This is a genomic window from Tahibacter sp., assembly GCF_032229445.1.
Lineage (GTDB): Bacteria > Pseudomonadota > Gammaproteobacteria > Xanthomonadales > Rhodanobacteraceae > Tahibacter.
This window is the reverse complement of sequence record NZ_JAVTWC010000101.1, coordinates 49,683-62,335: the sequence shown is the minus strand read 5'-3', so window position 1 is coordinate 62,335 and position 12,653 is coordinate 49,683. Positions and strand designations below refer to the sequence as shown.

Here is a 12,653-nt window from a genome sequence, read left to right as displayed (position 1 = left end):
GCCTTGGCGCGAAATCGCGGCAGGGGTCCGCTGGCAGGATGCACGCTTGGGATGCCATTGGCATTGGCACCGCGCCAGTTCTGGCGTCTGTGCCTCGTGCTCCGCACCAGATCTCCATAACCCCTCCAAATGACTGCTTGCAGGCACTTGGTCGCCGTTTTGATTGAAGGGGGCTCAGTAGCCACCGCCACATATCGACGTACTCAGCGTTCTCAGAAGGGGCAGCAGCAATGAAGCGGATGAAGCGAAATTACCTGGCGCTGGCGATCGGCTGCGTACTGCTGGCGCCGATGGCCTGGGCCAACGACGAGGCCGCGAGCGCGGCCGAGGCCGGCGCCACGACCGAATCCGCGAGTGCCGCCGCCGATGCCGATCCGGCCAGTGCAAGCAGTGCGACCACGCTGGACCGCGTCACCGTCACCGCGCGCAAGCGCGAGGAAACGCTGCAGGACGTGCCGGTCGCGGTCACCGCGTTCACCGCCGACGCGATGGAAAAGCTCAACATCGAGGACATCGGCGATCTCGATGTGCAGGTGCCGAACCTCACGATCTACGCGGCGCGCGGCTCGAGCAGCACGGTGACCGCGTACATCCGCGGCATTGGCCAGTCCGACCCGCTGTGGGGCGTGGATCCGGGTGTCGGCATCTACCTCGACGACGTCTACATCGCGCGTCCGCAGGGTGCCCTGCTTGATGTGTTCGATGTTGATCGCGTCGAAGTGCTGCGTGGCCCGCAGGGCTCGCTCTACGGCAAGAACACCATAGGCGGCGCGATCAAGTACATCTCCAAGGGCCTGCCCAAGGAAGTCGACGGTTATGCCCAGCTCACCGTCGGCAACTACGGCCAGCTCGACGCCAAGGGCGCCATCGGCGGTCCCGTCGGCGGCAGCGACAGCGCGATCCGCGCGCGCCTGGCCGTGGCCAGCCTCAACCGCGATGGCTTCGGCGAGAACCTGACCAATGGCGCGCCGGTTTCCGACAAGGAGATCAACGCATTCCGCGCCAGCGTCGGCGCCGATATCAGCGACCGCTTCGACCTCAACTTCGCATTCGACTGGATGGACGACCAGTCCGGCGTGCGCGGCGCGCGCATGCTCGCCCCGAACCGCTTCGTGCCCGGCCCGCTGCCGCTCGATGACCGCTACGACAACCGCAGCGGCATGCCGAACATCAACGACACGCAGATGAAAGGACTTTCGGGCACGGCGAACTGGCGCGCGACCGATTCCTGGGCGTTCAAGTACATCTTTGCGCGGCGCGATTCGGACACCGAGACCAACATCGACTTCGACACGCTGCCGAACAAGATCGCGGACGTGAAGGCGTTCTACCGCGACGAGCAGACCACCAACGAACTGCAGGCCAATTACGACGGCGGCGGCATGGCGCGCGGCGTCATGGGCCTGTACAGCTTCGACGGCGAAGCCGGCGGTCAGGTGCTCAACAACTTCTTCAATGCCTCGTTCGGCGATACGCAGGGCACGGTCTTTACCGAATCCATCGCGGCCTATGCCGACTGGACCTTCGACTTCACCGACCGTTTCTCGGTCGACTTCGGCGCGCGCTGGACCGACGAGGACAAGCACGCCGTCGTGCTCAACCGCGGCTACACCGATGCGACATTCACCACGCCGACGACGACCGTGGCGAACTTCAACCGCACAGTGAACTTCACCAACGTCTCGCCCAAAGTCGCGCTGGACTTCAAGCTGACCGACAACGTGATGCTCTACGGCGTGGCCTCGCGCGGCTTCAAGTCCGGCGGCTTCAACATCCGCGCGAATTCGGTTGCCGTGCCGCGCTCGGCCGAGCCGTTCGACGACGAGAAGGTCGACAGCTTCGAGATCGGCACCAAGATGTCGCTCGCGGATCAGAGCCTGTTCCTGAATTTCGCGTATTTCTATAACAAGTACGAAGACATCCAGCTGTCGGTGTTCACCGCCTTCGACAGCAACGGCGACGGCATCGACGATGCGTTCTTCGGCGACTTCACCAACGCCGGCAAGGGACATGTGCAAGGCCTGGAAATGGAATACCAGTGGCTGCCGAGCGAGCACTGGGCGCTCAGCGGCAACCTCGCATGGCTCGACGCGAAGTACGATGAATTCTTCACCAACGGCGTCAATGTCGCGAACGTGCAGAAGTTCACCAATGCGCCGCGCTTCTCCGGCGCGGTGAACGTCGAATACCGCACCGATCTGGCCAGCGGCGGCAATCTCTCGGCACGCGCAGGCTACAGCTACCAGAGCGAAGTGTGGCCGACGACGGACCTGAGCCCGGTCATCCGTCAGGACGGCTACGGCCTGCTCAATGCCGGCGTGATCTGGAAGGTCAACCCGGACTGGACCCTGGCGCTGCAGGGCACCAACCTGACCGACAAGGAATACCGCACGACTGGCTACAACATCCCCGTGCTCGGCGTGTTGACCGGTTTCTACGGACCGCCGCGGCAATACACGGTGAGCGCGCGCTACGATTTTTGATTTCGCTTCACAAATTCACGGATAGCCAGTCGAGCGGAGTGCCATGTCGGCCCTCCCATTCAAGGGGAGGAGCCTCATTCTGCTTGCGGGCATCTTGTTGAGCCCAGGTGACGGCTGCCCGAACGGGCAGCCCGGTGCGCGGGCCCCTCTCCTCCGAGGCCGCGCACCGCTGTTCTGATCGGGACGGGCAGGGACGCCTGCTTTTTCGCCGCCCTGCGCGTTACCCGAAGCCGTCGACGCGGAGGCGGTTGCTCGCAGTGTCGATGCATGGTGCGTCACGACATTGCTCGAGCGTCGGTCCGTGAATGTATTCAGATTGCCCGCGCAACTCTTTCGCGGCGGACTCGTCGTCACGGCGACGTACGCGCAAGGGGTGCCGTACGCGCAACCCGTTCCACGCCTGCGCGCGAAGTGCGGTCCTTCCCGCGCTACCATGCCGCGTCGCCGTGGGGATGAGCACCGATGTTGAGCGTGGGTCCGGTCGTACTCGCGGCGCTGGTCTGGCTTGGCGCGCTGTTCGGCGTCGCGCTGTACGCGGAGCGGCGGCCCGCCGGCCTTGCACGGCACTGGCACCACGTCTACGCGCTGTCGCTCGCGGTCTACTGCACGTCGTGGACCTTCTACGGCACGGTGACCCAGGCCGCGCGCTACGGCTGGCCGCTGCCGCCGACCTTCATCGGCACCATCCTGCTGTACGCGTTTGCGGCGATCGCCCTGGTCAGGCTCGTGCGTCTCGCGCGTGCCTCGAACGCCACCTCGCTCGCGGACCTGATCGCGACGCGCCTGGGCAAGAATTCCTGGGTTGCCGCGAGCGTGACCGCGGTCGCCGCGCTCGGACTGATTCCCTACATCGCGCTCCAGCTCAAGGCGGTCGCGATGAGCTATGCGATGCTGACGCGCTCGGGCGCGGAAGCGCCGCAATCGTTGTGGCAGGACGGCGCGCTCTACGTTGCGCTGGCGATGGCCTTGTTCGCGATGCTGTTCGGCACCCGCCGGGTCAGCGCGGCGGAACACAACCGTGGCCTGGTACTGGCGATCGCGTTCGAATCGCTGTTCAAGCTCGCCGCGATGCTCGCGCTCGGCGCGTTCGTACTGTTCGGCCTGGATATCCCGCCGCAGCCCGTGGCCGCGGCGCCGCGGCCGATGGCCGGCGGCTTCCTGCCGCTGGTGCTGCTCGGTGTACTCGCGATGTTCACGCTGCCGCACCAGTTCCACGTCGGCGTCGTCGAATGCCGTGACGAATCCCATGTGCGCACGGCGCGCTGGTTGTTTCCGCTGTATCTGCTGCTGATCGCGCTGCCGCTGCTGCCGCTGGCGCACGCGGGCGATGCACTGCTCGCCCGCGCGGGCGTGCCGCCGGATCTGTACGTGCTCGCACTGCCGCTGTCGCAGGGCCATGAAGGCCTTGCGCTGTTCGCGTTCCTCGGCGGACTGAGTGCGGCGACCGGCATGGTCGTGGTCAGCACGCTGACCCTGAGCCTGATGATCGGCAATCACTGGCTTGCGCCGGGCCTGCTGCGCGGCGCATGGCTGCGCAGCGGCGGTGGCGACCTGCGTGGCACGGTGCTGCTGCTGCGCCGCGTCGGCATCGGCGCGATCATGCTGCTGGCCTGGGCCTATAACCGTCTGATCGCCGGCAACGAGGCACTGGCCGACGTTGGCGCAGTATCGTTTTCCGCATTGGCTACATTGACGCCTGCACTTGCGTTCGCCGTGTGGCGTCCGCAGACGCCGCCACGCGCAGTGATTGCCGGTATCGCCGCGGGATTCGCGATCTGGTGCTGGGCCTTGCTCGTGCCACTCGCCGCGCAGGTACGCGGCGTCGCGCCGGGCTGGCTCGAGCAGGGTCTCTATGGCCAGCCCTGGCTCGCACCCGACGCACTGTTCGGCCTGACCGGCTGGAGCCGGCTCGGCCGCGCGGTTGCATCCAGCCTGTTCCTCGGCACGCTCGTCACGTTCGCCGTCGCCGCCTGGCGGCCCGGCCGGTTGCGCGAAAAACTCGGCTTCGACCAGCGTGCGCTGCGCAACGCTGGCCGCCGCTTCCTGCCGGAACAGCGCCTGGACGAACTGCTGCACGACGCGCCCGCGCGTGGCGCGGTGCCGGCGGCGATCGAGGCGCGCGTCGAACATGAACTCGCTGCCGTGCTCGGCAGCGCCTCGGCGCGGCTGCTGCTCGACGCGGCGCAGCGCGAAGCGGGCGCCGAGCTGGAGACCGTCGCGGCCATCGTCGGCGAGGTATCGCAGGAGCTGCGCTTCAACCAGCGCCTGCTCGAAGCGGCGCTGGAAAACATGAGCCAGGGCATTAGCGTGGTCGACGCGCAGCTGCGCCTGGTCGCGTGGAACCGCCGCTATGTGGAAATGTTTGGTTTCCCCGAATCGCTGCTGCGCGTCGGCGCGCCGGTCGGCGAACTCGCTGCCTGGGCCTTGCAGCGCTTGCCGCATCGCGGCGATGCCACCCAGGCGCTGGATAGGCGCCTGGAATTCATGCGCGCCGGCACGCCGCACCTGTCCGAGCGCGTATTCCCGGACGGCAGTATCGTCGAGATCCGCGGCAACCCGATGCCCGGCGGCGGCTTCGTCGCGACGTTCACCGAAGTCACCGCGTTCCGTCATGCCGAGGCGGCGCTGATCCAGGCCAACGAGAACCTGGAGCAGCGCGTCGCCGACCGCACGACGCGGCTCGAACACGCCAAGCGCGAGGCCGAGCGCGCCAACGAGGCCAAGAGCCGCTTCCTCGCCGCGATCGGCCACGACCTGCTGCAGCCGCTGCACGCGGCGCACCTTTTCACCGACGCGCTGGCACAGCAGCTCGACGGACAGAGCCAGCGCGAACTCGTCGCGCAGACGCGCGGCGCGCTGGATTCGACGACCGACCTGTTGACCGGTCTGCTCGACATGTCGCGTCTCGAAGCGGGTGGTCTGTCGGCGCAGCTGCGCGAATTCCCGCTCGCGGAAATCCTCGATCCGCTCGTGTCGGAATTCCGCGCGCTGGCCGCCGAGCGCGGCCTCGCGCTGCGCTATCGCGCGACCCGTGCATGGGTACGCAGTGATCCGCAGCTGCTTCGCCGTGTGCTGCAGAATTTCCTCGCCAACGCCGTGCGCTATACCGCGAGCGGCCGCGTGCTGCTCGGTGCGCGCCGCGTCGGCAATGCCGTGCGTGTGGAAGTGCACGACACCGGACCGGGCATTGCCGCGGATCAGCAGCGCACCATCTTCGAGGAGTTCCGCCGCGGCGATGATGTGGCCGGACCTGGGCTCGGCCTGGGACTGGCGATTGCCGAGCGCATGGCGCAGCTGCTCGAAGCACCGCTGAGCCTGCGCAGCCGTCTGGGCAGCGGCACGGTGTTCGCGATTGCGCTGCCGCGCGCCGTCGCGCGACAGCGTGAAGAATCCGCCGCCACGACCCGAGCGGTGCTCGCCGGCACCCACGTACTCGTGGTCGACAACGAGGCGGTCGCACGCGATGCATTGCGTACGGTGTTGCTCGGTTGGGGTTGCAGCGTCGCTGCCGTCGCCGATGGTGATGCCGCCACGTGCGCACTCGCCGCGCGGGTCGCCGACCTCTGGCTGTTCGATTATCACCTCGACGACGACGACACCGGTGTTGCGCTTTACGAACGCTTGCAGCACAGCCACGGCGCGCGCCCCGCCGTCGTGATGAGCGCCGACGCCGGTGAAAGCGTGCGCAAGGCCGTCCACGAAGCCGGCCTGCCGCTGCTGATCAAGCCGCTCAAGCCGCTGGCGCTGAAGTCAGTGCTGGATCGGTTGCTCGCGGCGAGAGCGGTACGGTGACGCGTTACCGGTGCCGGCAACTCCGGCGGCTGGCGGCGCCGGTGAACGTTCTGCGGCGGACCTCCGCACTGCGCTCTACTACGACTCGGAGGCATCACCATGCGTAACAGGATCGCATCGCTCGTCGCCGCTGGTGTCCTGGCGACTGCGCTCGGATCGGCTCCGGTGTGGGCGACGACATGGGGCGAGACCGAAGTGGATGATCCCATCGTCAAGGACGCCAAATGTACCGTGGGTAGCCCAGGCAGCTATGGCTCCTATATCTATGGTTGGCCATCGAAGTACGACCAGATCTTCTGGCCCGTGACGGAAGAAAGCGGAATCTGGTTCTGCCCGGAATCGGGATTCACCGCCTTCCTGGGCGACTTCGACGGCATCGACGACGCGCAGCGCACGTCGATTGCCGCGTATCTGGCCACGTCATACACGCGGCACGAAGCGCCTTCGCATCGGAAGGAGCTGGAACTACTCGAAGGCTGCTATGCGCTGCGTGCCACGTCGCCCAAACAGAGCCTGCGGATGTTGCGAGCACTGGCCTATCAGTACGAGGCGCTCGGCGATCAGGCTGCCGCCGACAGCCGGCGACGAACCGCCCTGGCGCTGATACTGGCGGCGCTCGACACTGAACTGAAACAAGCGCAGCGCCTCGAGTACCTGTTCGTCGCTGCGGCTTATCAGCGGGAGTTTGGCCAGGTAAAAGCCTCCGATGCCAGCCTCAGGCAATTGCGCGCGCAGCTGAAGAAATCGCGCGATGAGGAACTCGGCGATTACGTGAAGTATCTGCGCGAACTCATCGCCGACATTCCGCGCATCGAACCCGGCGGAAGATTGGCGCCCGACAAATCCTGAGGGCGCGGAATCGTGCCGTTCATGCGAACAGCGGCGCCTACCACTTTGCTCGCCCCGCCGGCTGCGCGAAGAACTGCTTGGTCACGGTGCCGAAACAGCGGATCTCCGCGCCGCTCGCGAACAGGAAACGCATGTCGTCGCTGAGCGCGACGCGCTTGCCGCCGACCTCGAAGAAGTCGGTCGGCTCGCACTCGACGGCGATGACGCTGTCGCGAATCAGCTCGGTCAGGTTAGTGGGCGCTTCGCAGCGCTTGTGATTGATGAAGATCAGCTGGGCATCACGGCCATCGGCGAGCCGCCAGCTCAGGATCAGGCCGGTGACGCTGGGATCGCTGAGTTCGATCGACACGAGGCGCGCGCCGACGAGTGCATCCCAGTCCGGGAGATGTTCTTTGCCGCGCACGCGTTCGCGGTTGCCGAAGCCGGCGTCCTGCGGGTCTTCGCAGATCATGTCCTGTTCGTGGAACCACTCGACGATGGTCTCGATCGGTTCGCGTGCCTCGACGCCGTGCAGCGACCAGTGCAGATAGCCGGGATACGCGACGAGTTCGCCGCGCGGAAAGCCTGCAATCGTGCCATCGGTTGCCTTGCCGCCGATCGCGGCACCGTCGAAGTGACTGGCAATCGCCTTGAGCAGCTTGCGCCGTGCGCGCAGCTGCGCATCGGACGCGAAGAATCCGGCGGCACGCGCGTCGGCGAAGTCCACTTTTGTTGCGACGAAGAACAGATCCAGCGACATGGCATTCCCCCGAACTTACGGTCGCTGAATTCTGTGCGATGCCAGGTGTCGGCGGCAGTACCGCGCCAGATGAGGCGCGATGTTTCGACGCTGCCCGGCGTCACCACATGGTCAGCGATATTGCAGAGTTCAGACCGTTGCAATAACGACGTCTGCTGGTCTTTCTCAGATCCGCCGCGCCGGATCGCTGAGCTCCAGTTCCCGCAGCACCACGCCGGCCTGGGTGCGGTTGCGCACGCCGAGGCGGTCGAAGATCGCGGTCAGGTGGGCCTTGACGGTGCGTTCCTGCACGTCGAGGCGATCGGCGATCTGTTTGTTGAGCAATCCTTCGGCGACCAGCACGAGCACGCGGAACTGCTGTGGCGAGAGGCTGGCCAGGCGTGCGGCGAGATCCGCGTCCTGGGCCGATGACTGCGAGCGCGCGACGCTGCTGCGCAGCGTGGCCGGCAGCCATTGTTCGCAGGCGAGCACGGTGCGGATCGCGTCGCGCAGTTCGTCGAAGCCGGAGCTCTTGGGCAGAAAGCCGGCGGCGCCGTGGTCGAGCGCACGCCGCACGACGCGTGGATCGTCGTTGGCCGAGACCACGACGACGGCAACGCCGGGATGCTGCGCGCGGATCGCCGCGAGCCCGGCCAGTCCGTGGTTGCCGGGCATGTGCAGGTCGAGCAGGACCAGGTCGATGTCCGGTTCGCGCTCCAGCGCCGCGAGCACGCTCTCCAGCGAATCGGCTTCACGCACCTGCAAGTCGGCCACCGCATCGGCGGCGGCACCGCGCAGCGCGGCGCGGAACAGGGGATGGTCGTCGGCGATCAGCAGGGAGGGCATGGCAGGGCCACTGTAGCAGTCGCGGTCGCGCCCGGACGCGCGCCGCTACTGCACGGTCCAGCCGCCATCGACGGTGATGGTGTGACCGGTGATGTTGCGCGCCGGCGGCGAGATCAGGAACGCCGTGATGCCGGCCAGTTCGTCGAAGCCGATGAACACGCCCTTGGGCATGGGCTTGAGCATCACGTCGCTGACGACCTGCGATTCGGGAATGCCGCGCGTGCGCGCCTGGTCGGCGATCTGCTTGTCGACCAGCGGCGTCTTCACGTAGGTCGGGCAGATCGTGTTGATCGTGATGTCGGTGTTCGCGGTTTCTAGCGCGATGACCTTGGAAAATCCGATCAATCCGTGTTTGGCGGCGACATACGCACTCTTGAACGGGCTGGCGACCAGCGAATGGATCGAGCCGATATTGACGATGCGGCCGAAACCGCGCTCGCGCATGCCGGGCAGCAAGGCGCGGGTCAGGCGCGCGACGCCGACGAGCATGACCTGGATCAGAAAATCCCACTTGTCGATCGGGAATTCTTCGAGCGGCGCGACATGCTGCAGTCCGGCGTTGTTGACGAGGACGTCGACGGGACGTGTGACCGCGGCCACCGCGGCCGCGACGCTGTCGTCGGACGTCACGTCGAGGACCAGCGCCTCGGCCGATCCGCCCGCGGCGATGATCTGCGCGGCGACCGCATCGACCGCGGCGCGGTTGAGGTCGGTCAGTACGAGATGGTGGCCGGCTGCGGCCAGTTCCGTGGCGATGCCGGCACCGATGCCGCTGCCGGCGCCGGTGATGAGGATGCAGCGAGGGGTCATTGCGAGGTCTCCGTGGCCCAGCCTGGCAACCCAGCCTAGCAACCTGGCTGGGCGTGGGCGTGGTACGAAAGTACGATAGCCGAGCATATCCGGCTTGGTAGGGTGGGCGAATGACTATCGCATCGATGCCACGCGTTTCCGTCCTTGCACTGACCATCCTGCTGGCCGGCTGCGACCGCGCACCGCCGCCGCCAGCGCCGGCCGCGACACCTCCGCCCACTGCCAAGGCGGTGCCGTCCGGCGCCGCGGAGACGACCGCGATGTTCACCGCCCAGCGCATCAGCGAGCACCGCGACGGCGACGACCTGCTCAGCGCCGGCCTCGGCCTGGATGGTCTGCGCGCGATGACGCCGCCAGCGTTTGCCGTTCCCGATGCGCCGACCGCGGTGGAACTGCGCCGTCGCGCACTCTGGAGCAACTGGCGCGGGATTGCCGACCTGACCCCGGCCGGCGGCTTCGGTACGATCTACGGCGCCATGCCCAGCGTGCCGGGGCGCGAATTCCAGGCCTTCGCCACGCTGCCCGGCGCGAAGCAGCCGCATCGCGTGCTCGCGCAGATTCCCGATGCGTTCGACGCGAAGAAACGCTGCCTCGTCGTCGCGGCGTCATCGGGCTCGCGCGGCATCTACGGTGCGATCGCGGTCGCCGGGCCCTGGGCCTTGCCCAAAGGTTGCGCAGTGGCCTACACCGACAAGGGTGCCGGCACGGACTACTACGACCTCGTCGAAAAGCGCGGCGTGCGCATCGACGGTACGCTCGGTGGTGTCGACGACGTACTCGCGTTCAAACCCGACAGCGCGGCCACGAGCGGTATCGCGTTCAAGCACGCGCACTCCCAGGACAACCCCGAAGCCGACTGGGGCCGCCATGTGCGCCAGGCTGCGGAATACGGTCTGCAGGCGCTGGCCGACGCGCTGCCGCAGCAGGCACCGTTCACGTTCGACAACACGCGCGTGATCGCGGTCGGCATTTCCAACGGCGGCGGCGCGGTGCTGCGCGCGGCGGAACTCGACGGCAAGTGGCTGGCCGGCGTCGTCGCCGGCGAGCCGAATATCCATGTCGAGGCAAAGGGCGCACGCACGCTCTACGACTACACCACCGAGGCGGCCCTGCTGATGCCCTGCGCGCTGCCCAAGCTCGGTCTGCCGGCCGTGCCCGACATCGACAAGCGCTGCGCCGCCGCCGTCGCGTCCGGCCTGATCCAGGGAGCCGATCTTCCGGCCCAGCAAGCCGCGGCCTATGACGCGCTGCGCGCGAACGGCTGGATCGACGAAGCGTTGCGCGCCGGCTCGATCAGCGTCACGTTTGATCTGTGGCGTGCGGTCGCGGTGACCTATGCCTCGGCCTACGGGCGCTACGGTGCCGGCGAGTCGCCGTGTATCAGCGGGTTCTCCGCGCTCAACGCCGACGGCACCGCGCGCGCAAACACTGCTGCCGAACGCGCGGCCTGGTGGTCCGATGCGAGCGGTATTCCGCCGGGTGCCGGCGTGGCATTCCAGGTCGCCAAGCCCGGCGAGCCGCACGATGCGCTGAACTGCCTGCGCGCACTGTGGACCGGCAGCGATGCGGCCGCGACGCGCGTCAGGCAGGGCATCGCCGCGACGCGGGCCGGACTGCCGCGCAAGGACCTGCCCATCATCGTGCTGCACGGCCTCGACGACGGCCTCGTGCCCGCGGCCTTCAGCAGCGCGCCCTATGTCGCGATGGCCAAGGCCGGCGGCGCGGACCTGCGCTACTGGCAGGTACGTCACGCGCAGCATTTCGACGCGTTCCTCGGCCTGCCGCAGTACGGCGCGGCCTATGTACCACTGCTGCCCTACGTCTACAGCGCGCTCGACCGCGTCTGGGCGCACATCGACAGCGGCGCGGCGTTGCCGGCCGACGCGGTCATCCAGACCACGCCGCGCGGCCTTGGCAAGGCGCTGGAAGCGAGCCATCTCGCGATGCCGCAGTAGGCGTCGTAACGGGCGGAAGGCTGCCTGGCGCTGGCGCGCCAGCAGGCCGATCCGCCGCGGATCAGACGCGGTGTCGCGTGTATCGTCGAGGCTCCTGCCACTGCCGACGGAAGGTCCCATGTCCGAGCGTCATGCCCGCTGCAGTTGCGGCGCACTGCGCATCAGCGCACGCGGTGAGCCCGTGCGCATTTCGATGTGTCAGTGCCTGGCCTGCCAACGCCGCACCGGCAGCGTGTTCGCGGCGCAGGCACGTTTTCCGCGCGATCAGGTGCACATCGACGGCGATGCGCGCGAATATCGGCGTGTCGCCGACAGTGGCAACACGCTGTGCTTCCGCTTCTGCCCCACCTGCGGCGCGACGGTCCACTACACGATCGACGACGCGCCCGAGCTTATCGCGATACCGCTCGGCGCCTTCGCCGATCCGCACTTTCCGGCGCCGCGCGTGTCGATCTACGAGTCGCGGCGGCATGCTTGGGTGGGGGTGCCGGACAGTGCGGAGCGGCACCCGTGAGCGACGATCAGAATCCCTGGGTCGATATCCCGATCGAACCGCCATACGTGCTGCCGATGGATTGGCCGTACATCGAAGTCGCGAACAAATTGAAAAGCGATACCGGCCAATTGCATCGGGCGCGCATGCCCGAGCCGCGTTCGGGACCGCGCGACGCGCCCGTCGTGGTGCTACAGATAAATCCGAGCTACGAGAAGGACAGCCGGGAAAACCCGCTGTCCGTAGCCGACGAGGCCCGTCTGCGCGCGGCATTGATTGACGAATACGCACCGCATGTCGGCATCGCGGATAAGAGCAACAAGTGGTGGAACCGGGCGGTTGCGCAACCGCTTGCGCATTTCGGCGAAAGCGGTCGTGATCGCGTTGCACGCGGTATCTGTTCGATCGAATTCTTTCCGTATCCCTCGCTGAGTTTCGCCTGCGCGCTTCTTCGCCTACCGTCGCAGGCCTATCAGTTCCGACTCGTGCGCGACGCGCTCGCGCGCGACGCGCTGATCGTCGTAACGCGCGGCTGGTCGTTATGGCTCGGCGCGATCCCCGAACTGCATGCCGCAGAGGGGCGCACGGTACTGCGGACAAAGAATCCGCGATCAGTGGCGATTTCGGAGGGGAATCTGGAGGAGTACGACTACAAGCGCATACTCGCTGCGCTCCAATCGGTTCCGGCGTTGCCACCGGCACACTGA

At 67.1% G+C, this 12,653-nt stretch carries 9 protein-coding genes; 6 read left to right on the top strand and 3 right to left on the bottom strand.

Going from position 1 to position 12,653, the window contains the following annotated elements:
* Positions 1–239 precede the first annotated feature (239 nt).
* The 3 genes from RUU78_RS17230 (at position 240) to RUU78_RS17220 (ending at position 7,124) form a co-directional block, all read left to right on the top strand.
* Entirely contained in the window at positions 240–2,483 is a 2,244-nt protein-coding gene (locus RUU78_RS17230; RefSeq protein ID WP_313918697.1) for a TonB-dependent receptor, read from the top strand.
* Positions 2,484–2,945: 462 nt separating this feature from the next.
* Positions 2,946–6,275 carry a PAS-domain containing protein gene (locus RUU78_RS17225; protein WP_313918696.1) on the top strand — a complete coding sequence of 1,110 codons (3,330 nt, stop codon included), beginning with the start codon at positions 2,946–2,948 and terminating at the stop codon, positions 6,273–6,275.
* 99 nt (positions 6,276–6,374) lie between these two features.
* Positions 6,375–7,124, top strand: coding sequence for a DUF2225 domain-containing protein (locus RUU78_RS17220; RefSeq protein ID WP_313918695.1), 750 nt, complete (start codon positions 6,375–6,377; stop codon positions 7,122–7,124).
* Between the two features lie 37 nt (positions 7,125–7,161).
* On the opposite strand, the gene RUU78_RS17215 is transcribed toward RUU78_RS17220, so the two are convergent.
* The 3 genes from RUU78_RS17215 to RUU78_RS17205 form a co-directional block, all read right to left on the bottom strand.
* On the bottom strand, positions 7,162–7,863 hold the full coding sequence (locus RUU78_RS17215) for a hypothetical protein (RefSeq protein ID WP_313918694.1): 702 nt from the start codon (positions 7,861–7,863) through the stop codon (positions 7,162–7,164).
* 165 nt (positions 7,864–8,028) lie between these two features.
* Positions 8,029–8,688 carry a response regulator transcription factor gene (locus RUU78_RS17210; protein WP_313918693.1) on the bottom strand — a complete coding sequence of 220 codons (660 nt, stop codon included), beginning with the start codon at positions 8,686–8,688 and terminating at the stop codon, positions 8,029–8,031.
* A gap of 45 nt (positions 8,689–8,733) precedes the next feature.
* On the bottom strand, positions 8,734–9,498 hold the full coding sequence (locus RUU78_RS17205) for a 3-hydroxybutyrate dehydrogenase (RefSeq protein WP_313918692.1): 765 nt from the start codon (positions 9,496–9,498) through the stop codon (positions 8,734–8,736).
* A 110-nt stretch (positions 9,499–9,608) separates the two neighbouring features.
* Between RUU78_RS17205 and RUU78_RS17200 the strand changes: the two genes are divergently transcribed.
* The 3 genes from RUU78_RS17200 (at position 9,609) to RUU78_RS17190 (ending at position 12,653) form a co-directional block, all read left to right on the top strand.
* Positions 9,609–11,453 carry a 3-hydroxybutyrate oligomer hydrolase family protein gene (locus RUU78_RS17200; RefSeq protein WP_313918691.1) on the top strand — a complete coding sequence of 615 codons (1,845 nt, stop codon included), beginning with the start codon at positions 9,609–9,611 and terminating at the stop codon, positions 11,451–11,453.
* Positions 11,454–11,571: 118 nt separating this feature from the next.
* A complete protein-coding gene (locus RUU78_RS17195; protein ID WP_313918690.1) occupies positions 11,572–11,967 on the top strand; it encodes a GFA family protein in 396 nt (131 codons plus the stop codon).
* Complete coding sequence (locus RUU78_RS17190; protein ID WP_313918689.1) at positions 11,964–12,653, top strand: hypothetical protein; 690 nt, start codon at positions 11,964–11,966, stop codon at positions 12,651–12,653. Before RUU78_RS17195 ends, RUU78_RS17190 begins: the two co-directional genes overlap by 4 nt.